22 protein-coding genes and 1 tRNA gene are annotated in these 25,060 nt (G+C 53.6%); 21 read left to right on the top strand and 2 right to left on the bottom strand.

Annotated features, from left to right (window positions below):
• Positions 1 to 56 precede the first annotated feature (56 nt).
• From P1U45_RS13365 to P1U45_RS13355, 3 genes are all read left to right on the top strand, one after another.
• Positions 57 to 1,466 carry a circularly permuted type 2 ATP-grasp protein gene (locus P1U45_RS13365; protein WP_366145002.1) on the top strand — a complete coding sequence of 470 codons (1,410 nt, stop codon included), beginning with the start codon at positions 57 to 59 and terminating at the stop codon, positions 1,464 to 1,466.
• Positions 1,467 to 1,472: 6 nt separating this feature from the next.
• Entirely contained in the window at positions 1,473 to 2,492 is a 1,020-nt protein-coding gene (locus P1U45_RS13360; RefSeq protein WP_301059509.1) for an alpha-E domain-containing protein, read from the top strand.
• A gap of 133 nt (positions 2,493 to 2,625) precedes the next feature.
• Positions 2,626 to 3,357 (top strand): peptidase, encoded by a 732-nt coding sequence (locus tag P1U45_RS13355; protein ID WP_301059508.1) that lies wholly within the window; start codon positions 2,626 to 2,628, stop codon positions 3,355 to 3,357.
• 9 nt (positions 3,358 to 3,366) lie between these two features.
• Here P1U45_RS13355 and purU read toward each other — a convergent pair whose 3' ends face one another.
• Positions 3,367 to 4,221 carry a formyltetrahydrofolate deformylase gene (purU, locus tag P1U45_RS13350; protein WP_301059507.1) on the bottom strand — a complete coding sequence of 285 codons (855 nt, stop codon included), beginning with the start codon at positions 4,219 to 4,221 and terminating at the stop codon, positions 3,367 to 3,369.
• Positions 4,222 to 4,378: 157 nt separating this feature from the next.
• Here purU and P1U45_RS13345 point away from each other — a divergent pair.
• Together P1U45_RS13345 and P1U45_RS13340 are read left to right on the top strand one after the other, a co-directional pair.
• Positions 4,379 to 4,454 (top strand) — tRNA-Val (locus P1U45_RS13345).
• Positions 4,455 to 4,686: 232 nt separating this feature from the next.
• Positions 4,687 to 5,868: a glycosyltransferase gene (locus P1U45_RS13340; protein ID WP_301059506.1), complete on the top strand. Its 1,182-nt coding sequence runs from the start codon at positions 4,687 to 4,689 to the stop codon at positions 5,866 to 5,868.
• Positions 5,869 to 5,885: 17 nt separating this feature from the next.
• Here the strand turns inward: P1U45_RS13340 and P1U45_RS13335 are convergent, their stop codons facing one another.
• The gene (locus P1U45_RS13335; RefSeq protein ID WP_301059505.1) at positions 5,886 to 6,770 is read right to left on the bottom strand and encodes an acyl-CoA thioesterase II; all 885 of its coding nucleotides are present in this window, start codon (positions 6,768 to 6,770) and stop codon (positions 5,886 to 5,888) included.
• Positions 6,771 to 6,991: 221 nt separating this feature from the next.
• On the opposite strand from P1U45_RS13335, the gene glmS reads away from it, so the two are divergent.
• From glmS to P1U45_RS13255, 16 genes are all read left to right on the top strand, one after another.
• A complete protein-coding gene (gene glmS / locus P1U45_RS13330) occupies positions 6,992 to 8,824 on the top strand; it encodes a glutamine--fructose-6-phosphate transaminase (isomerizing) (RefSeq protein WP_301059504.1) in 1,833 nt (610 codons plus the stop codon).
• Between the two features lie 48 nt (positions 8,825 to 8,872).
• On the top strand, positions 8,873 to 10,222 hold the full coding sequence (gene glmM, locus P1U45_RS13325; RefSeq protein WP_301059503.1) for a phosphoglucosamine mutase: 1,350 nt from the start codon (positions 8,873 to 8,875) through the stop codon (positions 10,220 to 10,222).
• Positions 10,222 to 11,238, top strand: a complete 1,017-nt coding sequence (locus tag P1U45_RS13320) for a GDP-mannose 4,6-dehydratase (RefSeq protein ID WP_301059502.1) — start codon at positions 10,222 to 10,224, stop codon at positions 11,236 to 11,238. Before glmM ends, P1U45_RS13320 begins: the two co-directional genes overlap by 1 nt.
• 279 nt (positions 11,239 to 11,517) lie before the next feature.
• Positions 11,518 to 11,892 carry an NADH-quinone oxidoreductase subunit A gene (locus tag P1U45_RS13315; RefSeq protein ID WP_022695509.1) on the top strand — a complete coding sequence of 125 codons (375 nt, stop codon included), beginning with the start codon at positions 11,518 to 11,520 and terminating at the stop codon, positions 11,890 to 11,892.
• The gene (locus P1U45_RS13310) at positions 11,892 to 12,464 is read left to right on the top strand and encodes an NADH-quinone oxidoreductase subunit B (protein ID WP_022695508.1); all 573 of its coding nucleotides are present in this window, start codon (positions 11,892 to 11,894) and stop codon (positions 12,462 to 12,464) included. The genes P1U45_RS13315 and P1U45_RS13310 overlap by 1 nt, the downstream gene beginning before the upstream one ends.
• A gap of 10 nt (positions 12,465 to 12,474) precedes the next feature.
• Positions 12,475 to 13,086 (top strand): NADH-quinone oxidoreductase subunit C, encoded by a 612-nt coding sequence (locus P1U45_RS13305; protein WP_027441730.1) that lies wholly within the window; start codon positions 12,475 to 12,477, stop codon positions 13,084 to 13,086.
• A complete protein-coding gene (locus P1U45_RS13300; RefSeq protein ID WP_293618073.1) occupies positions 13,086 to 14,279 on the top strand; it encodes an NADH-quinone oxidoreductase subunit D in 1,194 nt (397 codons plus the stop codon). Before P1U45_RS13305 ends, P1U45_RS13300 begins: the two co-directional genes overlap by 1 nt.
• Positions 14,279 to 15,319, top strand: a complete 1,041-nt coding sequence (nuoE, locus tag P1U45_RS13295; RefSeq protein WP_301059499.1) for an NADH-quinone oxidoreductase subunit NuoE — start codon at positions 14,279 to 14,281, stop codon at positions 15,317 to 15,319. Before P1U45_RS13300 ends, nuoE begins: the two co-directional genes overlap by 1 nt.
• 45 nt (positions 15,320 to 15,364) lie before the next feature.
• Positions 15,365 to 16,669 carry an NADH-quinone oxidoreductase subunit NuoF gene (gene nuoF, locus P1U45_RS13290; RefSeq protein WP_022695504.1) on the top strand — a complete coding sequence of 435 codons (1,305 nt, stop codon included), beginning with the start codon at positions 15,365 to 15,367 and terminating at the stop codon, positions 16,667 to 16,669.
• A gap of 5 nt (positions 16,670 to 16,674) precedes the next feature.
• Positions 16,675 to 18,792, top strand: coding sequence for an NADH-quinone oxidoreductase subunit NuoG (gene nuoG, locus P1U45_RS13285; protein ID WP_301059498.1), 2,118 nt, complete (start codon positions 16,675 to 16,677; stop codon positions 18,790 to 18,792).
• Between the two features lie 9 nt (positions 18,793 to 18,801).
• Positions 18,802 to 19,893, top strand: coding sequence for an NADH-quinone oxidoreductase subunit NuoH (gene nuoH, locus P1U45_RS13280; RefSeq protein ID WP_301059496.1), 1,092 nt, complete (start codon positions 18,802 to 18,804; stop codon positions 19,891 to 19,893).
• A 14-nt stretch (positions 19,894 to 19,907) separates the two neighbouring features.
• Positions 19,908 to 20,393 carry an NADH-quinone oxidoreductase subunit NuoI gene (nuoI, locus tag P1U45_RS13275; protein WP_293608077.1) on the top strand — a complete coding sequence of 162 codons (486 nt, stop codon included), beginning with the start codon at positions 19,908 to 19,910 and terminating at the stop codon, positions 20,391 to 20,393.
• A 71-nt stretch (positions 20,394 to 20,464) separates the two neighbouring features.
• Positions 20,465 to 21,058 carry an NADH-quinone oxidoreductase subunit J gene (locus P1U45_RS13270; RefSeq protein ID WP_301059495.1) on the top strand — a complete coding sequence of 198 codons (594 nt, stop codon included), beginning with the start codon at positions 20,465 to 20,467 and terminating at the stop codon, positions 21,056 to 21,058.
• A 1-nt stretch (position 21,059) separates the two neighbouring features.
• Positions 21,060 to 21,368, top strand: a complete 309-nt coding sequence (gene nuoK / locus P1U45_RS13265; protein WP_022695499.1) for an NADH-quinone oxidoreductase subunit NuoK — start codon at positions 21,060 to 21,062, stop codon at positions 21,366 to 21,368.
• A gap of 13 nt (positions 21,369 to 21,381) precedes the next feature.
• A complete protein-coding gene (nuoL, locus tag P1U45_RS13260) occupies positions 21,382 to 23,502 on the top strand; it encodes an NADH-quinone oxidoreductase subunit L (protein WP_301059494.1) in 2,121 nt (706 codons plus the stop codon).
• Complete coding sequence (locus P1U45_RS13255) at positions 23,502 to 25,058, top strand: NADH-quinone oxidoreductase subunit M (protein WP_301059493.1); 1,557 nt, start codon at positions 23,502 to 23,504, stop codon at positions 25,056 to 25,058. Before nuoL ends, P1U45_RS13255 begins: the two co-directional genes overlap by 1 nt.
• Positions 25,059 to 25,060: the final 2 nt, after the last annotated feature.

The following is a 25,060-nucleotide window of genomic DNA, read 5'->3' as shown; positions in this document are numbered from 1 at the left end:
AATGATCAGCCGCGTGCCAGCTTCATAGGCAATGGAGTAATGGTTTACGGTGTTAAATGTTCAGTGAGATGACTCAGAGCGGGCTGGTGCGGCCCGAGTATCAACAAATTGATACCTGGCTGAAAAGTCAGTCGATAGATGACCTCAAACAGGCTTCCTCAGAAGCTGAGACATTGTTTCGAAAAATCGGAATCACATTTGCGGTCTACGGCGAGGGCGGTGATCCCGAGCGCCTTATTCCGTTTGATGTGATCCCCCGCGTTTTCTCCGCATCAGAATGGAATGTTCTGCAGCGCGGTGTCGTCCAGCGTGCTCAAGCACTGAACGCCTTCATCGCCGACGTTTATGGTGCCGCACGGATCGTAAAAGAAGGTATCGTACCGGCGGAAATCATCTTCAATAACGAGGCCTATGAGCCGGTTATGCGTGATTTCATGCCGCCGAAGAATGTGTACTCTCACATTTCAGGGATCGATGTGATCCGCACCGGTGAGGACGGATTTTACGTCCTTGAAGACAATTGCCGCACACCATCGGGCGTCTCATATGTTCTTGAGAACCGCCGTATGATGGCGCGTCTGTTCCCAGAGCTGTTCATGAACGGGGACGTTGCGCCGGTCGAATATTATCCAGACATGCTGCGCCAGACCATGGAAAGCGTTGCGCCTATGAATGCGGCGGATGATGGCGGTATTGTCAGTGTTATTCTTACGCCGGGACACTTTAACAGCGCTTATTATGAGCACTCCTTCCTCGCCGACGAAATGGGTATTCCGCTCGTTGAGGGGTCTGACCTCTTCGTAGACGGCGATAAGGTCTATATGCGAACGACGCGCGGCCCGCAGCGCGTGCATGTTATCTACCGCCGGATTGATGACGCATTTCTGGATCCGGAGCAGTTCAATCCAAGCTCCATGCTTGGCGTACCGGGGCTCATACGCGCCTACAAAGCGGGCGGCGTGACCATCATTAATGCGCCCGGCACTGGTGTGGCGGACGATAAGGCTATTTACTGTTTCGTAGAGGACATGATCCGCTTCTATCTGAGCGAAGAGCCTGTTTTGAAGAACGTTGAAACCTTCCGCTGTAGTGAACCATCGCAACTCAGTCATGTTCTCGAAAATCTCGAACATCTCGTTGTGAAGGAAGTGCATGGTTCGGGTGGGTACGGCATGTTGATCGGCCCGAAATCAACCGCTGAAGAACGCGAACAATATGCGCAACGTCTCAAAGCCAAGCCTTCGGCATTTATTGCGCAACCAACTTTGTCGCTGTCGACTTGCCCAACGCTAGTAGAAGAAGGCATCGCGGAACGTCATGTGGATTTCCGTCCATTCGTTTTGACTGGAGACATCAGTCAGGTGACGCCCGGCGGGCTCACAAGGGTTGCACTTCGTGAAGGCTCGCTGGTGGTCAACTCCAGCCAGGGCGGCGGCGTTAAAGATACCTGGGTTCTGACGGAGTAGGAAAAGATGCTTAGTCGTGTAGCTGAAAACCTCTTCTGGATTGCGCGTTCGATGGAACGTGCAGACAATGTCGCCCGTCTTATCGATACCGCACGCCGAATGGTGACGCTGCCGAACGAATCCGGACGCCCGCTAGCGAATGAATGGTCTTCCATTCTGATTGCGGCCGGAGCGGGGGGGACGTTTAAGGGCGACCTTGATCACGCCACTCGAGAAGAGGCCGTTGAGCATCTTGTCGCTGATCCTGACAATCCTTCCAGTATTTATAACTGTTTTCGAAATGCCCGCGAAAATGCGCGTGCAATCCGGTTTGGATTGACTTCCGAGGTCTGGAATAGCCTGAACTCTGGTTGGAACGAGCTGCCTACACAGATAGGTATGCTTCGAACGCGCAAAGCATATCTGGCAGAGTTCGTTGATTGGGTGAAAGTTTGTCAGGCTCAATATAGAGGTTCTGTGGAAGGCACGCTTGTGCGTGATGATGGCCTTGAGTTTCTACGAATCGGTAGTCACTTGGAGCGCGCCGATGCAACCGCGCGTATTCTGGATGTGAAGTATCACGTGCTGCTGCCGTCGCTGGGGGCGATCGGCGGCACGCTAGACCATTATCAGTGGATTTCATTATTGCAGGCGGTCGGCGTTCAGCGGGCTTATCACTTTGTGACCAAGTCTGACGTAACCCGCGATGGTGTTGCAGCATTCCTTATTCAGAATGAAGTGAATCCGAGATCACTGAGCTATAGCCTGTACAGGGTCGTTCAATCGCTTACCCAACTTGAAGAATATTACGATCGACAAACGTCATGCCGTATTCGTGCGGAAGTGATGTTGAGTGGGCTTCGCACTGCGGACATCGAACAGATTCTCACTGATGGCCTGCACGAATACCTTACATGGTTTATCGAAAGCGTAGGTAATCTGTCTCATGAGATCGGGCTTTCTTTCGCATTTGCTCCGCCTTTGAAAGTGGAAGACAATGAAGAGAAAGTTGAAACTATCGGGCAGACTCAGTCTCAAGGCACTTAACTGGCAAAATTACAAGACAGTTCGCCTTGTTACTCACGTAAAGCTTTTAGTTTTGCTGCTTGAAAATGCCAGACGAAGGCGTAGAAGCGTTGCTTGCGATTTATAAGAACAGAGCAATCGCGAGGAGACCTCAATGACGTATTGTGTTGGTATCAAGCTCAATCAGGGCCTTGTGCTGCTGGCGGATACCAGAACCAATGCGGGTGTTGATAACATCTCGCGAGTGAAAAAGCTGTTCACGTGGCAGGTGCCCGGTGAACGCGCTATCTCGATGATGACAGCGGGTAATCTGGCGATTACGCAGGCGGTTATCAGCGAGATCAATGAACGGCTTGATGCACCTAACCCCAACGAGCCGACGATCTTCTCAGCGCCAAGTATGTTTGAGGTTGCGCAGGTTGTAGGGGATACGATGCGCAAGGTTCAGGCTCGCTATGGACCGGGCCTCACGGCGCGTAACGTCGACTCTGGGGCGTCGATTCTTGTTGCTGGTCAGCGCGTGGGCGGGGTTCCACGTTTGTTTATGGTGTATGCGGCCGGTAACTTCATCGAGGCCACTGAAGATTCGCCGTTCTTCCAACTCGGTGAGCATAAGTACGGCAAACCAATTCTCGATCGCGTCATCAATGTGGATACTGATATTCAGGACGGTGTGATCTGCGCACTCTTGTCTATGGACTCGACTCTGCGATCCAACCTGACGGTAGGCATGCCGCTGGACCTTGCGGTCATGAGAACAAACTCGTTGATGTTCGAACAACAACGACGGATCGATGCCGACGATCCTCGGTTCTTTGCTTTCAGTGAGGCCTGGTCGAATGCGCTCAAGAACGCCTTTTCCCAAATGCGGTTGATGGACGTCTAAAGCGCCCCGTCAGGCGAAAACGACTGTTTTCAGACCGTTTAAAAAGACCCGTCTTTCGGCATGAGCTTTTACGGCGCGCACTAGCGCGGTTGCCTCAAGCGAGCGGCCCATCGCAACAAAGTCTCCAGCGGAATGAGAGTGATCCACGTCTTGCGTCACCTGCGCGAGGATTGGGCCTTCGTCGAGGTCTGCGGTGACGTAGTGCGCTGTGGCGCCGATCATCTTCACACCACGTTCGTGCGCACGATGATATGGACGTGCCCCTTTGAAGCTTGGCAGGAATGAGTGGTGAATATTGATGCACTTTCCTGAAAGCTGTTGGCACGCATCATTCGATAGTATTTGCATATAGCGCGCGAGAACCGTTAGCTCGGCTCCGGTTTGCTCGATGATATCGAACATCGCCTGTTCCGCCTGCGGTTTGGTGTCTGGCGTGACAGGCACGGTATGAAACGGTAGCCCCCAGTGCTGGAGTGTCGGTGCGAGGTCAGGGTGATTTGAAAGAATCGCTACTGGTTCTATCGGTAGCTCGCCAATGCGAGCGCCATACAGCAGCGCGTTCGCACAGTGATCCAGCTTGGATACCATGATTAGCGTTTTCATCTTGCGCTCTTCGGGCTCTATATCCCAGTCGGCGTCCAGTCGGGCAGCTGTTTCTTTAAGTTCGGCCTGAAGCTGTTCCAGAGAAAACGAATCGTTCTCCGGTTGAAATGACAGCCGCAGGAAGAACGTCTTTGTCCCTTCGTCACCGAATGAACGAGAGCGCGCAATGAAGCACGAGTGATTCAGCAAAACGTTGGAGACAGCCGCAATGATTCCCGAGCGATCGGTGCAAGCGAGGGTGAGAATGTAGCTCTTTGGCATGCTGGAATCCGAGATAATTCAACAAAGCGACGAGGCGCCGGAAGGGTAAATATCCACAAATTTGGCCAAGTGCCATCGTGGAAAATCAAACTCTTTGCATGGAAATGAAAATAACCTCTTGACCCGAGCGATATTTTGATGATTTGTGCGCCGCTCAGGGCGGTTAGCTCAGTTGGAAGAGCATCTCGTTTACACCGAGAGGGTCAGCGGTTCGAGCCCGTTACCGCCCACCATTTTCTCCTGAAACACAATCGTATTTCACCATCTCCGAACCGGAAATGGTGATGATGGCGCTGTCGGGTTCTGTAGAAAATCGGGATTAAAGATTTTCATCGCACGTCATTTGTGTTCAGAATGTGGCATGCGGGGATTTGATGACATGACGACGCTTGTGTCTGACAGGGATACCATCTGTCGACTTTCCCGCTATGTACTGTGTTTAAGTAATGCATGCTGGGTATTGGGATGATGTTGAAAGATCTGGCTATCCGCGGAATTCTGAGGACGGCCCGTCACGTTTTTACGCGTGATCTTTCGCATAGTCACAATACATTCTGGCCTCGCGGTTTCGTGGTCTCCGGTTTTTTTGGGGATACGTTCGGCGTAGCGCGTTCCGCTGACCTTACCGTACACAAGCTCGAGCAGCTCGGCTTTCAGGTCGTAAAGCACAGACTCAACGACTTTCTCCACTCCAAGGGTATGTTCGGTTGCGAACTTGATGCGCCAAAAGACTTTGGCTGGATCATGCATTGCAATGCGCCTGAGGCGCTCGCGACGCTTGCAAAGACCAACCCGATGAAACTGCCTACAGGGCCGCGTCTTGGGTACTGGGCGTGGGAGCTGGAAGATTTGCCGGAAGAATGGAAACAGATTTCTAAAGTTTTTGATCAGATCATCGTTCCCAGCACATTTGTGAAGGATAGTTTCGGCGAACTTCGGGAAAATGTGATTCGCAGAACCCATCCGGTGGAAACGAGTGGGCTTGTGCAGATGCTCGGTCCGCCAAAAAACAAATATGCGCGGAATTTCATTGTTCAGATGGACGGTAAATCCAGTCTGTCGCGTAAGAACATTGGCGCAGCCATTCGCGCCTTCCGACATGCCTTCGGGGACAGTTCCGAATTCCTGCTTAAAGTAAAGACGCAGTCACTTTCAGAGATGCAGCGCCAGACCATCCGCGGATGGATCGACGGCGCGCCAAATGTACAGTGGATAGATAAAAAACTGCCTGAGGAAGAGCTCGCCGAGCTGTGGACGGATGTAGATTGCGTCATCTCCACCCATCGCTCTGAAGGCTATGGCCTCGCGCTCGCTGAAGCGGTGTCTACGGGGCGCCAGGCCTACGCAACGGGCTGGTCCGGTAATATGGACTTCATGGCGGCGGAGAAGGATGCGCTGATTGATTACCGGTTTATCCGTATCAAGGAGAGTGATGACGTTTATGGCCGGATGGCGGATGGCGAACGTCGTTGGGCTGAAGTTCAATTCAGCTCAGTCGTGCAAGCCTTCCTGAGAGCGGCAGAAACCGTGTCCATAGATCAGGGGTTGGGCATGCGTAGCCAACTCGCGAAACTCTCTCAGGACTGGAGTGATGTTACTCCGAATGAGCCGCTCTTCGCATCTGACGAGCTCAGGCAGTTCGCCTGAGCTCGTTTGACTTGAGTTCAGCGTTTGGATTTGTAAGGGCGAATAAGCCCTTCCTGTGCGACCGTGGCGATCAGAACACCATCACGGCGATAGATGCGCCCGAAATTCATTCCTCTTCCATTTGAGGCTTTCGGGCTTTCCTGCACGTAGAGAAGCCATTCATCTGCGCGGAAGTCGCCGTGGAACCACATGGCGTGATCAAGGCTTGCCATCTGTGCACCCTTGAAAAAGTTTACACCGTGCGGACGAACACAGGTGTCTAGCAGAGACATGTCGGAGGCATATGCGAGAATAGTGTGGTGCGTATGCTGATCGTCCGCAGCGACCCGCTTTTTGAGTTTTATCCAGGTAAAGTTCTCTGGATCGAGTTTTTGCGGATTGATGATGTTCTGCGGCTTTACGGATCGAATATCGATGGGCTGCTCTGCCATGAAGGCAGATTTCATTGGCTCCGGCAGCTGCTGGGCCATGCTGAGACGCTGTTCGGCCTCTGATGTGAGGTCTTCCGGTGCGGGAACATCAGGCATGTCCTGCTGGTGTTCAAAGCCTTCTTCTTTGGTATGAAATGACGCTGCGAGGTTGAAAATTTGCTCGCCGTTCTGGATCGCGATTACACGGCGGGTCGCGAAGCTTTTACCGTCTCGAGCGCGGTCGACTTCATACAGGATGGGCACCTCAGGATTACCCGGGCGGATGAAGTAAGCATGTAGAGAATGGCAGATCGGGCCATCAACCGTGCGGCAGGCCGCAACGAGAGCCTGGCTGATTACCTGTCCGCCAAAAATACGGATAGAGCGCGAAGGTGGCGTGAATCCGCGAAATCGGTCGACCTCGATGCGTTCCAGGTCCAGAATTCCGACCAGTTCATCGACCGGATCGATTTTTTTGCCTTCGGTAGCCAAGCAATTCTCCAATTCATCGAGAGCGCGACGCGTTTACTGAACGTCTTTCTAGCTTCCTTAGTCGGATTTCTGGAAGCAAAACAAGATGACGTAGCGCTACACTTTGTCGGAAAAGGTGAACGCGCTTGCTGCATTCTTACCTTTTTGTCTGCACAATATTCATAGATTGTTGGCACATTCCGGGCACGGGATGCGTTTGTTGGACAAGAGGTATTAGCTGCATGTGTGGAATTATTGGTATCGTAGGCATGGCGCCAGTAACGGCTCGTCTCGTTGCGACGCTGAAGCGTCTTGAATACCGTGGTTATGACAGTGCAGGTGTTGCGGTTGTTCTGTCCGAGGGCATTGAGCGCCGCCGGAGCGTTGGCAAAATTGCGTCTCTGGAAGACAAGCTTCGCGAAGAGCCTCTTATTGGATTCACGGGGATCGGTCACACTCGTTGGGCGACACATGGTGAAGCAAGTGAGCGTAACGCGCACCCTCACTCAGCTGACGGCGTGGCCATTGTCCACAATGGTATCATTGAAAATTACGCGGAGCTGAAGGCGGAACTACGAGGCGCCGGCTATGAGTTCCACACGGAAACGGACAGTGAAACCGTTGCAGTGCTCATCAGCACATTTCTGAAACAAGGCGACGACCCGAAAACAGCGGTTTCCAAAGCGTTGAAGCGTTTCACTGGCGCTTATGCTCTGAGCATGATTTTCGAAGGACACACCGACATGATGATCGGCGCCCGCCAGGGCAGCCCACTCGTGATTGGTGTCGGTAAGGATGAAATGTTTCTGGGATCGGATGCTCTCGCAATCGCTCCCTTTACCGATCAGGTGATTTACCTCGAAGAGGGCGATTGGTGCGTTCTGACTCGCACCGGATATGAAATCTTTGATATGAACGATCAGCCGGTCGAGCGTCCCGTCCAGACTGTCGAAACTGAGGACAGTGTTGCTGACAAAGGCAATTATCCGCACTTCATGTTGAAAGAAATTTTCGAGCAACCGAAAGCGCTGACCCGTACCCTGAAGGCGTACACGCATCCTGCGCGCGGAACAGTTAGTCTCCCTAAATCTGGTGAAGAAGAACTCGATTTTTCAACGGTATCCAGTCTCTACCTGATTTCCTGCGGTACGGCGCACTATGCCACGAGGGTGGCTGAGTACTGGTTCGAGCAGCTTGCCGGCATTCCATGCAAAACAGATATCGCGTCTGAATTCAGATATCGCCAACCGGCACTTGCGCCAAATTCCGCAGCGATCTTTGTTTCGCAGTCAGGTGAGACGGCCGATACACTGGCGGCACTTCGTTATTGCAAGGAGCAGGGCGTCAAAACCATTGCGATCGTAAACGTGCCGACATCGACTATCGCGCGGGAGGCGGATGTCGTTCTGCCAACGCTGGCAGGACCTGAAATCGGTGTCGCAAGTACGAAGGCCTTCACTGCGCAGCTTCTCTCTTTGCTGGCGTCTGCGATCCATGCGGGGCACTCACGGGGCGTGATCACCGATGAAGAGTTCGCAGGTTATAATAAATCTGTATTTTCTATCATTGATCTCGTCGACGAGACGCTGGATCTGGATCGCCAGATCTATTCCGTTTGCGAGCTTATCGCTGAAGCTGATGATGTGTTCTATCTCGGGCGTGGCGTGCATTACCCACTCGCGCTGGAAGGTGCTCTGAAGCTTAAAGAGATTTCTTATATTCACGCAGAAGGTTTTGGTGCGGGCGAACTTAAACACGGTCCAATCGCTCTGATTACCGACAAAACCCCGATTGTGTTTATTGCGCCTACAGACGAGCTGTTCGAGAAGTCACTGTCGAACTTGCAGGAGGTTGCTGCGCGTAAAGGGCCGGTATTGCTTCTCTCTGATCGTAAGGGGGTCGAACTCGCTGGTAATGTGCCGACTGCAAGCCTTGAGATTCCAGCGTGCGAATCAATCGTGGCACCATTCGTGTACTCGGTTGTTTTGCAGCTCATCGCTTATCACACCGCCGTCATGCGGGGCACAGATGTCGATCAACCGCGCAACCTCGCCAAGTCTGTGACTGTTGAATAGCGCCGAGAGTCAGTATCTCTGGTCGTAAAAAGTATCAGCGGGGATCAAATGGCGGAAAAGCTGTTCGGCACAGACGGAATTCGTGGAACGGTAAATATGGGCGCGATACGCCCCGATATGTTTTTGAGATTCGGAGAGGCGCTCGGATACACGCTTCGTAAAGCCGTTCATCGTCCCGTCGTCGTTATTGGGCGAGATACTCGTGCATCAGGTTTAATCCTCCAATCTGCGATCGTGTCCGGGCTCCTGAATGCAGGAGCAGATGTCGCTTTGGTAGATGTGCTTCCAACACCAGCGCTAGGCTGGCTGACGGTTCAGAATGGTGCGGCGGCGGGTCTGATGATTACCGCGTCCCACAATCCTTTTCACGACAACGGTGTGAAAGTTTTTGGGCCGGATGGCTACAAGCTTTCAGGTGCCCAGCAGGACGAGATCGAAGCCATCATTCAAGACCCCGGATTTGATTGTACGGTTCCTGCAGAACGCTTCGGTCGTATCGTTGATGCCGAATTCGACGTATCGTCGTATGCGGATTTTGCGGTCCGGACGGCCGGGCCGGACGCGAGCCTCAGTGGCTTGAAGGTCGTGATTGATGCTGCCAATGGTGCAGGCGTGAGCGCCGCGGAACCCGTTTTCCGATCGTTGGGTGCTGAAGTAATAATGCTTGCCGACACACCTGACGGTGTAAACATCAACACCAAATGCGGCGCTCTTCACCCTGAGAGGCTTTCGGAGGTGGTTCGTACTCATTCTGCCGATGTCGGAATCGCTTTTGATGGCGATGCGGATCGCATTATTGTTGTCGACGAAAACGGCGAAGTTGCAGATGGTGACCAGATTATGGGGGCCATAGCGATTGACGCCAAAGCGCAGGGGCGACTTGCAGGCGACACGGTTGTCGCAACGATAATGTCGAATCTTGGTTTGGAAGGTGCACTCTCGCGTGAAGGCATAAAACTGGAGCGAACCAAGGTAGGCGACCGGTATGTTGTAGAACGCTTGCGGGAAGGTGGTTTCTCAATAGGTGGAGAGCAATCAGGGCACGTGGTTCTCGCTGACCATGTGACGACCGGCGATGCCATCATTGCCGCAATCGCGGTTCTGTCCATCATGGTTCGCGAAGGCAAAAAAGCATCAAAGGTTCTGTCGGTGTTTGAACCTGTGCCGCAGCTTCTGGAGAATGTTCGCTATCAGTCGGACGACCCACTTTCCGCTGAGAGTGTGAAAGCCAGGATTGAGAGCGTATCTGAGACTTTGGGTGATTCCGGTCGCGTTGTTGTGCGTAAGTCGGGTACTGAACCGCTTATTCGGGTTATGGCTGAGGCCTATGAGCGTGGAAACGCTGAGCGCGCAGTAGGCGAAATTATCGCGGAAATCCTGAAAGCGGACGCCCAGTAATGACGAAGCAGAAAGCGCTCATCTTCGGTATTACCGGTCAGGATGGTGCTTATCTCGCAAAAAGACTTCTCGATCTTGGGTTTGACGTAACTGGTACCTGCCAAAACGCTCAGCTGAGCGACAAATGGCGACTACAGTTCGTTGGTATCTGCGAACAGGTGAGGTTGGTCACGTGCGGCCTTGATAATGCGCAGTCGGTCCAGCAAGTCATCCGAGAGACTGAGCCTGATTGGATTTTTAATCTCGCCGGCTATACCTCGCTCGCAGAAGCAGACGTGAGCCGCGAAAAGACGCTCTTCGTAAATGGCGAAATTGTTCGGGTGATGCTGGATTCCGCTACAGACTCCAAAGGCTCAGTTCGTTTTTTTCAGGCTTCCAGCGCACAGATTTTCGGCAACGAAATCACCGGGCCGCAGACAGAAAAGACGCCGGTAAATCCAGAAAACTTTTACGCTGAGGCCAAAGTAATTGCCGACGACATTGTGGCTGATGCGCGGTCTGCAGGCGTGTTTGCGGTTTCAGGTGTTCTCTACAATCATGAATCACCGTTGCGAACCGAGCGTTTTCTGAGCCGCAAAGTCACTATGGGAATGGTTGAGGCCGCGCGGGATCCGGAGTTTGTGTTGCGTGTTGGCAACCTCAACTCGCGGCGAGATTGGTCGTATGCGGATGATTTCATGGAAGCGGCTGTGCTGTCGCTACAGAATGAAGCTCCCAGCAGATATATTCTGTCGAGCGGGCAGTTTCACTGTGTTCGGGACTGGATCGATATTGGTGCCGCCTATTTGGGGATCGAACTACGCTGGCAGGGCGACGGTATTGATGAGATCGCTGTGGACGCGAAAACAGAGCGAACCATGGTAGCGGTGGCGCCTGAATTCTATCGAGCGCAGGACCCTGACGGTTTGATCGGTAATCCTCAACGGGCTGAACAAAAGCTCGGCTGGTCAGCGCAGACGCCGTTTAATTCGCTTGTTGAGATGATGGTGGCGGCTGACTTATCGCGTGCAGGGTAGGCTGAGCTGCTTCAGTGTATGACTTTTGTCTGGCCTGATTTTCAGATTAAACATTGTACTGCTGTGAGAGTGATCTAGCTCCGTTGCTAAGGCGACAACGCTTAAAGTCTATTTTGATGTAAGTTTCGTTTCCGGGTGGTGGTGCACCTGCGGAAACCTGCCTTCCAGCAGGACTTCTGGAATTTTTTTAAGGTCTTTTATCGAAGATAGGCAATTGCGTGGTTGAAACCTGACGAAAACCTGAATAACCAGCATGGAACATTGAAGGGCTGAATCGACATGAACGAGCTGCAACCTGTTCTTCTGAACTATCTGCCAGTGATAATCTTCCTCGTTATCGGATTAGGGCTTTGCTTCGCCTTCCTGCTCGTCTCGACCATTCTGGCGCCATCTAAGCCGGACCCGGAGAAGCTCTCCGCGTATGAATGTGGTTTTGAGGCATTTGACGATGCGCGTCTCAAGTTCGACGTCCGTTTCTATCTTGTCGCCATCCTTTTCATTATTTTCGACCTTGAGGTCGCTTTCCTCTTCCCGTGGGCAGTTAGCCTCGGGACGATTGGCGTCTTCGGCTTCTGGTCCATGGTCGTCTTCCTCGGCGTTCTGACCGTCGGTTTCATTTATGAGTGGCGCTCTGGCGCACTGGAGTGGGAATAGTGGCTGATAAAGACTATCACATCCCCGCATTATCAGGCGGTCGGGCTGGCGTCGAAGGCGCTGGTCCAGTTCGTGGTGACGACCCGTTTTTCGCGGGGCTGAGCGATGAGCTCGCGGATAAAGGTTTCTTCGTCGCAGCTGCAGATGATCTGATCACCTGGGCGCGTACAGGCTCGCTAATGTGGATGACTTTCGGTCTCGCATGCTGCGCGGTCGAGATGATGCATGCGGGTAACCCGCGCTATGACCTCGAGCGCTTCGGTATGGCGCCTCGTGGGTCGCCGCGTCAGTCTGACGTGATGATTGTAGCCGGTACGCTGACAAACAAGATGGCTCCAGCGCTCCGTAAGGTTTACGACCAGATGCCTGAGCCTCGCTACGTGATCTCAATGGGGTCGTGCGCCAATGGCGGCGGCTATTATCACTACAGCTATTCGGTCGTTCGAGGATGCGACCGGATCGTTCCTGTAGACATCTATATTCCTGGCTGTCCTCCGACGGCCGAGGCGCTCGTGTACGGTCTCCTTCAGCTTCAGAAGAAGATCCGTCGCGAAGGCACGATCGAGCGATAAGGTGAACGACGTGGACGAGACTCTGAACGATCTTGCTGATCACATTGCTCACGCCGAGCCGCATGCGGTTCAGCGCTGGGAGATTACGCACGGCGAACTCACCATCCATTGTGTGCGCGACCAGATTCGATCTCTGATCAAGTTTTTGCGCGATGACAGCCAGTGCCGCTTTGAAACTCTGATTGACGTATGTGGCGTGGATTTCCCTGAGCGACGTGAGCGTTTCGAGATCGTGTACCACATGCTCAGCATGCGAATGAATCAACGCATTCGTGTAAAAGTTAGCACCGACGCAGAAACAGCGGTTCCAAGCATCGTGGAAATCTTCCCATGTGCGGAGTGGTTCGAGCGTGAGGCGCTTGACATGTATGGCGTCCTGTTCGCCGGCAACACAGACATGCGCCGCCTCCTCACAGACTATGGTTTCGAGGGGCATCCGTTGCGCAAAGACTTCCCGCTCACGGGATATGTCGAAGTTCGTTACGACGAACTAGAAAAGCGTGTCGTATATGAGCCGGTTAAGCTCGTTCAGGAATATCGTAACTTTGATTTCCTCTCACCATGGGAAGGCGCTCAGGCGGTCATTCCGGGTGATGAGAAAGCGACCGAGGGAGCTGAGTGATGGCTGACGGACAAGCCCACAATCCTGACGATCGTAGCTTTACGTTCAACTTTGGTCCTCAGCACCCTGCGGCGCACGGCGTTCTGCGTATGGTTGTTGAAATGGATGGCGAGATCGTTGAGCGCGTTGATCCGCACATCGGTCTTCTGCACCGCGGTACAGAGAAGCTGATCGAGTACAAGACCTATCTTCAGGCTCTACCGTACTTTGATCGCCTCGACTATGTAGCGCCAATGAACCAGGAGCACGCCTACTGTCTGGCGATCGAGAAACTTCTTGGTCTCGAAGTGCCGCGTCGTGCAAGCCTGATCCGCGTTCTCTACAGCGAGATCGGCCGTATCTCTAACCACATTCTTAACATCACCACACAGGCGATGGATGTTGGCGCGCTGACGCCAATCACATGGGGCTTTGAGGAGCGCGAAAAGCTTTGCGTATTCTACGAGCGCGCATGTGGTTCACGCATGCACGCGGCTTATTTCCGCCCGGGCGGTGTTCACCAGGATCTCCCGCCCGAGCTTCTCGATGATATCCTGAAGTTCTGCGATGAGTTCCTGCCGGTTTGCGACGATATGGAAGGTCTTCTGACGGATAACCGTATCTTCAAGCAGCGTAACTGTGACGTCGGCGTTGTGTCTGTTCAGGACGCTCTCGATTGGGGTTTCTCAGGTGTCATGGTTCGTGGTTCGGGCATGGCCTGGGACCTGCGTCGCGCGCAGCCTTATGAGTGCTATAACGAACTCGACTTCAAGATTCCTGTCGGGAAGCACGGCGACTGCTATGACCGCTATGTCTGCCGCATGGAAGAGATGCGCGAGTCAGTGAAAATCATCCGCCAGTGTATTGAGCTGATGGAGCCGGGCCCTGTGCTTGCAGAGAGCTCAAAGATTGCACCTCCACGCCGTGGTGAAATGAAGCGCTCAATGGAAGCTCTCATCCACCACTTCAAACTGTACACAGAGGGCTTCAAAGTTCCTGCTGGAGAAACTTACACCGCAGTCGAAGCTCCGAAGGGCGAATTCGGCGTGTACCTCGTTTCGGATGGCACTAACCGTCCATATCGTCTTAAAATCCGCGCTCCGGGTTTCCCGCACCTGCACGCAATGGATTACCTGTCTAAAGGACACCAGCTGGCTGATGTTTCTGCCATTCTGGGGTCTCTCGACATCGTATTCGGGGAGATTGACCGCTAATGGCTGTTCGTCGTTTTGATCTGGAAGCTGGCGGTGACACGTTTGAGTTTGCGTCTGAAACAGAAGGCAAAATCTCATTCTGGCTCGCGAAGTATCCTGAAGACCGCAAGCGTTCAGCGGTAATCCCGCTTCTGTGGCTTGCGCAAAAGGATAATGGTGGCTGGCTGTCTGAGCCAGCAATGCGCGAAGTCGCAGAGCGCCTCGAAATGCCATACATTCGTGTGTATGAAGTCGCGACTTTCTACACGATGTTCCGTCTTCAGCCCGTTGGTAAGTTCCACGTTCAGCTTTGCGGCACGACGCCTTGCATGCTGCGCGGTGCGAATGACCTCAAAGAGATTTGCCAGAACAAGATTGGTAAAGCCTTTCAGGTCAACGAGTCTGGCCGCCTGTCATGGGAAGAGGTCGAGTGTCTGGGCGCGTGCGTGAATGGCGCGATGGTCCAGATCAATGACTATTACTATGAAGACCTGACGTCGGACACGTTTGCAGAGATTATCGACAAACTTGAGAACGGCGTTGCAGTTGAGCCGGGTAATTTCGTCGCACGTGAACGCTCCGCGCCTGAGGGTGACGCCATAACATTGATCGATAGCGCGCTTTACGATGGTTCTGTTCCTGCCGGTATCAGCGGATTGCCCAATGCGCCGTCCGAACTTCCAGAGTCCGATCTTCAGCCACTCGGCGCGAAGACAGCTAAGGTCAAAAAAGCTAAGACAGTGAAAGCTGAGAAGAAAGCTGCTGATGCAGCTGTCGAAGCAACTGCCGAGCTTCCAGAAGAGACCGATGACAAAAAGCGCCCGGAAGTTGTCGAAGCACCTGCGAAGGGCGAGGCAGACAACCTTGAAACGATCAAAGGTATTGGACCCGTTCTGGTCAAAAAGCTTAACTCCCTTGGTGTGTTCTATTTCGAACAGATCGCTGCCTGGGGCGAGCCAGAAATGGCATGGATTGATGAGTATCTGAGCTTCAAAGGCCGGGTCGCGCGCGAGCGCTGGATCCCGCAGGCTCAGGAACTGGCGGAGAAGAAAAAGTCATGATCGTTATGACCCGTAATCCGCTTGCAACCTTGAAGGAGCGCAACTGTGCTTGAGGACAAGGATCGCATTTTCACTAACCTCTACGGCCGGGAAGACTGGTCTCTGGAGGCGGCTAAAAAGCGTGGTGCATGGCACCTGACGCGCGATATGCTGCAGTGTGGCCGTGACTGGATCTGTGATCAGATCAAGGCATCCGGTCTGCGCGGTCGCGGCGGCGCTGGCTTCCCGACAGGTCTGAAATGGACCTTCATGCCGAAGCAAGTTGGTGATCGCCCGCACTATCTCGTGGTGAACGCCGACGAGTCTGAACCGGGTACTTGTAAAGACCGAGACATCATGCGCCATGATCCGCATCTGCTGATCGAAGGCTGCCTTGTTGCGTCTTACGCAATGCGTGCTCACGCTTGCTACATCTACCTTCGCGGTGAGTACATCTATGAGCGCGAGCGTATGGAAGCGGCCGTCAAGGAGGCTTATGAAGCCAAGCTGATCGGTAAGGACAACGTCCATGGCTGGGACTTCGATGTTTATATTCACCACGGTGCAGGTGCTTACATCTGCGGTGAAGAAACAGCGCTCCTGGAAAGCCTGGAAGGCAAGAAAGGTCAGCCGCGTCTGAAGCCGCCATTCCCTGCGAATGCTGGCCTCTATGGTTGCCCGACAACTGTGAACAACGTTGAGTCTATTGCCGTTGCGCCGACTATTCTGCGTCGCGGCGCGGAATGGTTCTCCAGCTTCGGTCGTGACAACAACAAGGGCACTAAGGTCTTTTGTATTTCCGGTCACGTAAACAAGCCGTGCAACGTCGAAGAAGCGATGTCTATTCCGATGAAGCAACTCATCGAAGAGCATTGCGGCGGCGTTCGTGGCGGCTGGGAAAATCTGAAAGCGGTTATTCCGGGCGGCTCTTCCGTTCCACTTTTGCCGCGTGAGATTTGCGACACGGTTTTGATGGACTTTGACGCGCTCCGTGAAGTTCGTTCTGGCCTCGGTACGGCCGGTATGATCGTCATGGATAATTCCACGGACATCGTGAAGGCCATCGCGCGTATCAGCTATTTCTACAAGCATGAGAGCTGTGGCCAGTGCACGCCTTGCCGTGAAGGTACTGGCTGGATGTGGCGCGTTCTTGAACGTATGGCGCGCGGCGAAGCTGAGCATTCAGAAATTGACATGCTGCTCGACGTAGCTGGTCAGGTTGAAGGCCACACGATCTGCGCACTCGGCGATGCCGCGGCATGGCCTGTTCAGGGCCTCATTCGTCACTTCCGTCACGAGATTGAAGAGCGCATTTCTAATTATCGAATTGGCAAGCCCCTCGTTCAGGGCGCCAGCGTGGCGGCGGAGTAAGGCATATGTCACATACCTTTAAACTCGTCGTTGACGGCAAAGAAGTCGAAGTTCCTCGCGAATACACGCTCCTTCAGGCGTGTGAAGAAGCGGGTGCTGAGATTCCACGTTTCTGCTTCCACGAACGTCTCTCTGTGGCAGGTAACTGCCGCATGTGTCTCGTTCAGTGGGAGGGCGCACCGAAGCCGATTGCCTCATGTGCGCAGACAGTTGGTGATATGCGGATGAACCCTGATGGGTCACCTCCGAACATCAATACCAAAGGCGAATACGTCGAGAACGCTCGCAACGGTGTGATGGAATTCCTGCTCATCAACCACCCGCTTGATTGTCCGATTTGTGACCAGGGCGGCGAGTGTGACCTGCAGGATCAGGCCGTCGCTTATGGTCGCTCTGACTCGCGCTATGAGATGAATAAGCGCGCGGTCGAAGACAAAAATATGGGGCCGCTCGTCAAAACAATCATGACGCGCTGCATCCAGTGTACGCGTTGCGTTCGATTTGTTGCGGAAGTAGCTGGCGTTGAAGAGATCGGCATGATCAGCCGAGGTGAAGATGCAGAGATCACGACATATCTCGAGCAGTCTCTCACATCCGAACTTTCCGGCAACGTGATTGATTTGTGTCCGGTTGGCGCGCTGACGTCCAAGCCTTACGCGTTTAATGCGCGCCCTTGGGAACTTCGCAAAACCGAGTCTATCGACGTTATGGACGCTATCGGCTCCTCAATTCGCGTCGACGCTAAAGGTGCTGCAGTTATGCGCATCATGCCGCGCGTGAATGAGGAAGTGAACGAAGAGTGGCTGTCAGATAAGTCCCGTTTTGTTTGGGACGGTCTCGGTCGCCAGCGTCTTGATACGCCTTATGTTCGTGAAAACGGTAAACTGCGCCCGGCTGACTGGTCCGAAGCGCTTTCGGTCGTCGCAGAGAAGCTCAAAGGTGACGTATCCCGTATTGCAGCGTTTGCAGGTGACCTTGCTTGCGTAGAAGGTATGAAAGCAGCGAAAGACCTGATGACAGCAGTTGGCGCAAAAGCGCTCGACTGTCGGCTGTCAGGTCAGCAATTGGGTGTCACACCGTCTGGTGAAACACTGCCGCGTGAAAGCTACATTCTGAATTCAACGCTTATGGGTGTAGAGGAAGCAGATGCGCTTCTCATTATTGGCGCCAATCCTCGTGTTGAGGCAGCAGTTTGGAACGCGCGCATTCGTAAGGCATGGCTCTGGAATGATCTGCAAGTTGGCCTTATCGGCGAACCGCATGACCTGACCTATGATTACACGCATGTTGCGTCATCCACGTCAGGACTGAAGGACCTTGGTGCATTCGGCGACGTTCTGAAGAACGCGAAAAAGCCAATGATCGTTGTTGGTGAGCAGGCGCTTGTTGGTGATGGCGGTTACGCTACGCTGAAAGCAGCTCATGACCTCGCGCTCGAATGCGGCGCGATCGCTTCGGGCGACGATGCCTGGGCTGGCTTCGGTGTACTTCACAACGCTGCGTCTCGTGTTGGCGCTCTGGATGTCGGATTCCTGCCGGGTGAGGGCGCTAAGTCCGCTTCGGAGTATCTTGCTTCGAATTGCGCAGACCTCGATACGGTCATTCTTCTAGGGGTGGATGAAGTTCCGATGTCGCAATTCGGTGACAGCTTCGTGGTCTATCTCGGAAGCCATGGTGACGCAGGCGCAAGCCGCGCAGACGTTATTCTGCCGACAGCCGCTTACACTGAAAAAACCGCGACTTACGTGAACACAGAAGGCCGCGTTCAGATGACGACGGCTGCCGTTCAGACTAAAGGTGCTGCGAAAGAAGAATGGGCGATTTTCCGCGCGCTTTCTGATCTCGTCGGTAAAACGCTTCCTTACAACAGCGCTGACCAGCTTCGTGATGCGCTACGTGAAGATGTGCCAAGCTTCGCGGGCATGAATTTCGCCCCTGGTAATGCCGGTGCCGAAGCTCTGTCTGCGCCATTGCCTGCGGCTACAGAATCGCTGTCGGACGATCCGGTCTTCTGTCCGATCGGCGACTTCTATCTCACAAATCCGATCGCACGTGCGTCAGCTACTATGGCTGAGTGTTCACTGCAGAAGCAAACTCTGGAGGTCTCCGCAGCAGCGGAGTAGGGGCTCGTCATGGAACAGTTTCTCGGATGGACAGAAAACCCGATTTTGCTCGTGCTGCTTTCGCTCGGGCAAATCCTGCTGGTAACTGTCGTTCTTCTTCTGGCGATTGCCTTCCTTCTCTATTTTGACCGTAAGGTTCTCGCGGGCACCATGCTCCGTAAGGGACCGAACGTTGTTGGCCCCTTTGGTCTGTTTCAGTCGTTTGCCGACTTCGGTAAGTTTGTTCTGAAGGAAATGATCATTCCGGCCGGTGCGAACAAAACGGTCTTCATGATCGCACCGATCCTAGCGACGACGCTGTCCCTGATCTGTTGGGCAGTTGTTCCGATTGCGCCAGGCTGGGTCGTTTCTGATCTAAACGTTGGTGTTCTCTATCTGCTCGCAATGTCGTCACTCGGTGTATACGGCGTGATCATGGCCGGTTGGGCGTCGAACTCGAAATATCCGTTCCTCGGTGGCCTGCGGTCGGCAGCACAGATGGTCTCTTATGAGGTCTCTATTGGTTTTGTTCTCGTTACGGTTATTCTGCTGTCCGGCTCTATGAACCTCACAACCATCGTTGAATCCCAGACGGGCGGTTTCTGGAATTGGTACGCTTTCAAGCTCCCGACGATTATCGTTATGTTCCCGATGATGGTGATTTTCTTCATCTCGGCGCTGGCTGAGACGAACCGTCCACCGTTTGACCTTCCGGAAGCTGAGTCAGAGCTCGTCGCAGGTTATCAGGTTGAGTATTCCGGCACGCCATTCCTGCTTATTTATCTGGGTGAGCAGATTGCAATCACGCTGATGTGCGCGATGACGAGCGTTCTGTTCCTCGGCGGTTGGCATTCTCCGGTGGGCGATCTCGGCCTATTCGACGAGAACTCGCTGGCAGGCCTCCTGGGTACCGGCACGTTTGAAAGCCTGATCGGGGCATTCTGGTTCGCTCTGAAAGTGACTTTCGTGTTCTTCATGTTTGCGTTCGTTCGTGCGCTCGTGCCGCGCTACCGTTACGACCAACTCATGCGTCTTGGCTGGAAGATCTTCCTGCCGACGTCTCTCGTGGCAGTGCTGCTAATCAGTGGCTTTGTCGTCTACACAAACGCAGCGGCTGCTTAGGAAGTGATGATCTGATGAGAATTGCACAAGCCCTCAAGGGAGCCCTTCTTCTCGACTTCATCGGTGCGATGGGGCTTGGCTTCCGGTACCTGTTCCGTCGTAAAGCGACTATCAACTACCCGTTTGAGAAGAACCCGCTGTCTCCGCGCTTTCGTGGCGAGCACGCACTGCGTCGCTACGCAAATGGCGAGGAACGCTGCATCGCATGTAAGCTTTGTGAAGCGATTTGTCCGGCGCAGGCAATTACGATTGAGGCGGAGCCTCGTGATGACGGCTCACGTCGAACGACACGCTACGACATTGATATGACTAAATGCATCTACTGTGGCTTCTGTCAGGAAGCTTGCCCGGTAGATGCTATCGTTGAAGGCCCGAACTTCGAGTTTGCGACTGAAACTCGTGAAGAGCTCTTCTACGACAAAGATAAATTGCTCGCCAATGGTGATCGTTGGGAGCGTGAGATTGCACGTAATCTCGAACTCGATGCGCCGTATCGATAACGGCAAAAAGATAGGACCTGTTGTGGGTAACGCGTTTAACGGCGGAAACGCCATCGGCTTAGGGGGCTGATATGGAAGTCATCGCATTCAGCATTCTTTCAGCGATTGTACTGATTGCCGCTTTCTGTGTGATTGCGGCACGTAATCCGGTACACTCTGTACTCTTCCTTATCCTGGCCTTCTTCACAGCGTCGGGCCTTCTTGTTCTGATCGGTGCAGAATTCCTCGCTATGCTGCTCATCGTTGTTTACGTAGGCGCCGTCGCGGTTCTGTTCCTGTTTGTCGTGATGATGCTCGATGTCGATTTCGTGGAATTGAAACAGGGCTTCCTCAATTACGCGCCGTTTGGCGGCGTGGTTGCTTTAGTCTTCTTTGCGGAGATCGCTCTCGTCGCCAGCGCGATGGGCGCGAGCCGTCCGGAAGCATTTGATGCAAGCCCGAACGCAGAAACGAACGTCGAAGCGATCGGTCAGGTCATGTACACAGACTATCTGCTTCTCTTCCAGATCTCTGGCATCGTCCTGCTTATCGCTATGATTGGTGCGATCGTACTCACACTGCGTCACCGTCCGGGCGTGCGCCGTCAGTCTGTTGAAGAACAGACAGGCCGTAAGCGTGCGGATGCCGTTGAACTCAAGGACGTCCGTCCGGGACAGGGGATCTGATATGGAACTGACACTCGCCCATTATCTGTCGCTGTCTGCAGCGCTGTTTACGATCGGTGTCTTTGGCATCTTCGTAAACCGGAAGAACATCATCGTCATTCTGATGTCGCTGGAGCTTATGCTTCTCTCGGTGAACATCAATCTCGTCGCTTTCGGCGCGTTCAATGGCGACATCAAAGGCCAGATTTTCGCAATGCTGGTTCTGACCGTAGCGGCTGCTGAAGCCGCGGTCGGCCTTGCGATCCTGGTCACTTATTTCAGAAACCGCGGCGATATCGCTGTGGAAGATGTCAATCTCATGCGGGGCTGATAAACAGATGACATTGCCTGACCCCCTAATTTTATTCATCGTGCTCGCACCGGGCATTGCGGCAGCCATAGCAGGTCTGTTCCAGCGCTTTATCGGTGACCGTGTTGCGATGCTCGTAACGACGATTACTGTCGGCTCTGCCGGCATTCTGTCGCTGTATCAGCTCTTTGCCTACGCTTTTGGCGGGCACCATGACGCGCATCATCATTTCCAGCATATAATCCATCTTGCACGCTGGATTGACGTTGGTCAGTTCCATGCCGATTGGGCAATCCGTGTCGACGCTATGTCCATCGTTATGATGGCCGTCATCACGAGCGTTTCCGGTCTCGTGCACCTTTATTCCTGGGGTTATATGTCTGAGGATCCGCATAAAGCGCGTTTCTTCTCATATCTGTCGCTCTTTACGTTCATGATGCTCATGCTTGTGACTGGCGACAACCTGATTCAGATATTCTTCGGTTGGGAAGGTGTTGGCCTCGCGTCTTACCTGCTTATCGGTTTCTGGTTCCACAAGGACAGCGCGAACAGTGCGTCTATCAAAGCGTTCGTTACAAACCGTGTTGGTGACTTCGGTCTGGCGCTCGGCATCATGGCGGCGTTCTTCGTGTTCGGTACCGTTGAACTCAACCCGATGCTTGAAGCGATCAAAGAGAACACTTTCGAGCACGTTGCGCCTATCGTGAGCTTCGCTGAAGCGGCCACGCCACGCGACGCGTCTATCGACTTCCTTGGGTATGGTGTTCCGGTTCTGGAGCTTATCGGTGTGCTGCTCTTCATTGGTGCGATGGGTAAGTCAGCTCAGTTCTTCCTGCATGTCTGGCTACCAGACGCGATGGAAGGCCCGACACCAGTATCAGCGCTCATTCACGCCGCTACCATGGTGACGGCGGGTGTGTACCTCGTGTGTCTGCTTTCGCCGATCTATGAGTACGCCCCATATGCTTCCGGCTTCATTGCTCTGATTGGTGCTGTGACAGCTCTTTACGCTGCGACGGTCGGCATGGCGCAGAACGACATCAAGCGCGTGATTGCATTTTCGACCTGTTCTCAGCTGGGCTATATGTTTTTTGCGGCGGGTGTCGGTGCGTATCAGGCGGCTATGTTCCACCTGTTCACACACGCCTTCTTCAAGGCGCTTCTGTTCCTTGGTGCCGGTTCGGTTATTCACGGTATGCATCACGAGCAGGACATGCGCCGTATGGGTGGCGTCGCCAAGTATATGAAGGTCACGTACGCTGCAATGATGATCGGTACGATTGCGATTATCGGCCTTGGTATTCCGCACACGAAATTCGGTTTCGCAGGTTTCTTCTCTAAAGACGCCATCATTGAAACGGCGTTTGCAGCGGGTATCTCCGGTGTGTCATTCGCACAGCTCGCGTTCTGGTTCGGTATCATTGCGGCTCTGCTGACAAGCTTCTACTCATGGCGCCTCATTTATATGACGTTCCACGGACCGATGGCAGAAGCGGATCATCATGACGATGCGCATGCTCATGCCGATGATGGCCATAAAGACGACCACCATGCTCATGGCGGCAAGCCTCACGAGTCTCCGCTTGTCATGCTGGTTCCGCTAATTCTTCTGAGTGTAGGCGCCGTGTTTGCGGGTTACTTCTTCTATGATGCCTTTGTGGGCCACCACTACGAAGAGTTCTGGAGCGGTGCGATCTATGCAGCCCCTGAAAACCATGTTCTGCATGATAAATATGATGTTGCTCATGGCGGCATTAACCCGGGCTGGGTCTTCTGGGCGCCTTTGGTCGTTACGATCCTCGGTTTCCTGATCGCGACCTTCACGTATCTGTTTAACCGTGGCCTCGGTAAGCGAATTGCCGATACGGGCGGTCCTCTGCACGCTCTGTTCGCGAACAAGTGGTACTTCGACGAGATCTATCAGGCGACATTCGTGCGCGGTACGAAGATGCTGGGCGACTTCTTCTGGAAAGTCGGTGACCGCAAGATTATCGACGGCTTTGGTCCGGACGGTCTGAGTGGACTGGCAAAGTGGGGCGCAAGCCGTCTGTCGGCGATGCATACAGGCTATCTGTATCACTATGCCTTCGTCATTCTCGGTGCCGCTGCTGTCTTCGGTGCAGTCATTCTAATTAACGTAGCAGGAGCGAATTGATGGGCGACTTTGCGCTCCTTTCCTTCATGATTTTTGCACCGGCTCTCGGGGCGCTTCTGCTCCTGTGGGTTCGGAAAGTCACGGCGTCTAATGCGACGTCAGTTGAAGAAGAGTCTCGTGTAGCTTTCCTCGTCGGTCTGGTTGTCAGCGCTGCGACGTTTGTTCTTTCGATTATTGCACTGGCTTACTTCCAGCCGGGCGTTGAGGGCTTCCAGCTTGTTGAAGATCATTCCTGGTTCGGCGGCACGCTGAATGAGGCGGGTGAAGTTGTCGGCGGTATTCGCTACAAGATGGGCGTCGACGGCATGTCCATTCTGCTGGTGCTTTTGACGACCTTCCTGACGCCGCTGTGCTTCCTGGCTAGCTGGGGTAGTGTAAAGCACCGCGTGACCGAGTACGTCGCTGCGTTCCTGTTCCTTGAAACGCTGATGCTTGGTGTGTTCTGTTCGCTCGATCTGATGTTGTTCTACGTCTTCTTCGAGGCTGGCCTGATCCCGATGTTCATTATCATTGGCATTTGGGGCGGCGCAGAGCGTGTCTACGCATCTTTCAAGTTCTTTCTCTACACGCTGCTCGGCTCTCTGTTCATGCTGCTCGCGGTTATCGCTATGTACCTGCAAGCGGGCACGTCAGATATCGTCGAATTGCAGACAGTTATTCCGCAGATCTTTGCTGTCGAAGACGGAAAGTTTGGGGTCCAACATCTTCTGTGGCTCGCATTCTTTGCATCGTTTGCTGTTAAACTTCCAATGTGGCCTGTGCATACTTGGCTTCCGGACGCGCACGTGCAAGCGCCGACCGCGGGTTCTGTTATTCTGGCGGGTGTTCTGCTGAAGATGGGCGGCTACGGCTTCCTGCGCTTCTCATTGCCTATGTTCCCTGAAGCCAGCGTCTATTTCCAGCCTATGGTGTTTGCGATGAGCGTTATCGCGATCGTCTATGCGTCGCTGGTCGCGTTCCGTCAGACGGATATGAAAAAGCTGATTGCTTATTCGTCTGTCGCTCACATGGGCTTTGTGACGCTTGGTATTTTCTCGTTCACTGAGATCGGTATTCAGGGTGCTATCTTCCAAATGATCTCGCACGGCGTGATTTCAGGCGCACTGTTCCTGATCGTCGGTGTCATTTATGACCGTATGCACACGCGTGAGATCAAATTCTACGGTGGCCTCGTCACCAAGATGCCGGTCTATGCAGCAATTTTCATGCTCTTTACGATGGCGAATGTCGGCCTGCCAGGCACAAGCGGTTTTGTCGGTGAAATCCTGACCATGGCTGGCAGCTTCCAGGCCTCAACCTGGGCCGCTACGGGTGCTGCGCTCGGTGTGATCTTCTCTGCCGTTTATATGCTCACGCTGTATCGTCAGACGGTGTTCGGTGTGATGACGAACGAGAAGCTCGAAGGCATCAAGGACATCAACCGCACAGAAGCAATTGTGTTCGCACCGCTCATCATCGCTACGATCGTACTTGGTGTATTCCCCGCGATCATTTTTGACATCACTGAACTCAGCGTGGCGCCTATCATGGCTGCCGTATCTGGATTGATTGGATAACT

Source organism: Ponticaulis sp., assembly GCF_029210165.1.
In the GTDB taxonomy this organism is placed as follows: domain Bacteria; phylum Pseudomonadota; class Alphaproteobacteria; order Caulobacterales; family Hyphomonadaceae; genus Ponticaulis.
Note: the sequence above shows the minus strand (reverse complement) of the source record. Positions and strands in the feature narration are given on the sequence as shown.

Coding starts and splice junctions, on each gene's coding strand:
- P1U45_RS13270 (WP_301059495.1), top strand. CDS start 20,465: ATGGAAGTCATCGCATTCAGCATTCTTTCAGCGATTGTACTGATTGCC.
- nuoG (WP_301059498.1), top strand. CDS start 16,675: ATGTCACATACCTTTAAACTCGTCGTTGACGGCAAAGAAGTCGAAGTT.
- P1U45_RS13360 (WP_301059509.1), top strand. CDS start 1,473: ATGCTTAGTCGTGTAGCTGAAAACCTCTTCTGGATTGCGCGTTCGATG.
- glmS (WP_301059504.1), top strand. CDS start 6,992: ATGTGTGGAATTATTGGTATCGTAGGCATGGCGCCAGTAACGGCTCGT.
- nuoI (WP_293608077.1), top strand. CDS start 19,908: ATGAGAATTGCACAAGCCCTCAAGGGAGCCCTTCTTCTCGACTTCATC.
- P1U45_RS13315 (WP_022695509.1), top strand. CDS start 11,518: ATGAACGAGCTGCAACCTGTTCTTCTGAACTATCTGCCAGTGATAATC.
- P1U45_RS13320 (WP_301059502.1), top strand. CDS start 10,222: ATGACGAAGCAGAAAGCGCTCATCTTCGGTATTACCGGTCAGGATGGT.
- purU (WP_301059507.1), bottom strand. CDS start 4,221: ATGCCAAAGAGCTACATTCTCACCCTCGCTTGCACCGATCGCTCGGGA.
- nuoH (WP_301059496.1), top strand. CDS start 18,802: ATGGAACAGTTTCTCGGATGGACAGAAAACCCGATTTTGCTCGTGCTG.
- P1U45_RS13365 (WP_366145002.1), top strand. CDS start 57: ATGTTCAGTGAGATGACTCAGAGCGGGCTGGTGCGGCCCGAGTATCAA.
- P1U45_RS13255 (WP_301059493.1), top strand. CDS start 23,502: ATGGGCGACTTTGCGCTCCTTTCCTTCATGATTTTTGCACCGGCTCTC.
- glmM (WP_301059503.1), top strand. CDS start 8,873: ATGGCGGAAAAGCTGTTCGGCACAGACGGAATTCGTGGAACGGTAAAT.
- P1U45_RS13355 (WP_301059508.1), top strand. CDS start 2,626: ATGACGTATTGTGTTGGTATCAAGCTCAATCAGGGCCTTGTGCTGCTG.
- P1U45_RS13340 (WP_301059506.1), top strand. CDS start 4,687: ATGATGTTGAAAGATCTGGCTATCCGCGGAATTCTGAGGACGGCCCGT.
- P1U45_RS13300 (WP_293618073.1), top strand. CDS start 13,086: ATGGCTGACGGACAAGCCCACAATCCTGACGATCGTAGCTTTACGTTC.
- nuoK (WP_022695499.1), top strand. CDS start 21,060: ATGGAACTGACACTCGCCCATTATCTGTCGCTGTCTGCAGCGCTGTTT.
- nuoE (WP_301059499.1), top strand. CDS start 14,279: ATGGCTGTTCGTCGTTTTGATCTGGAAGCTGGCGGTGACACGTTTGAG.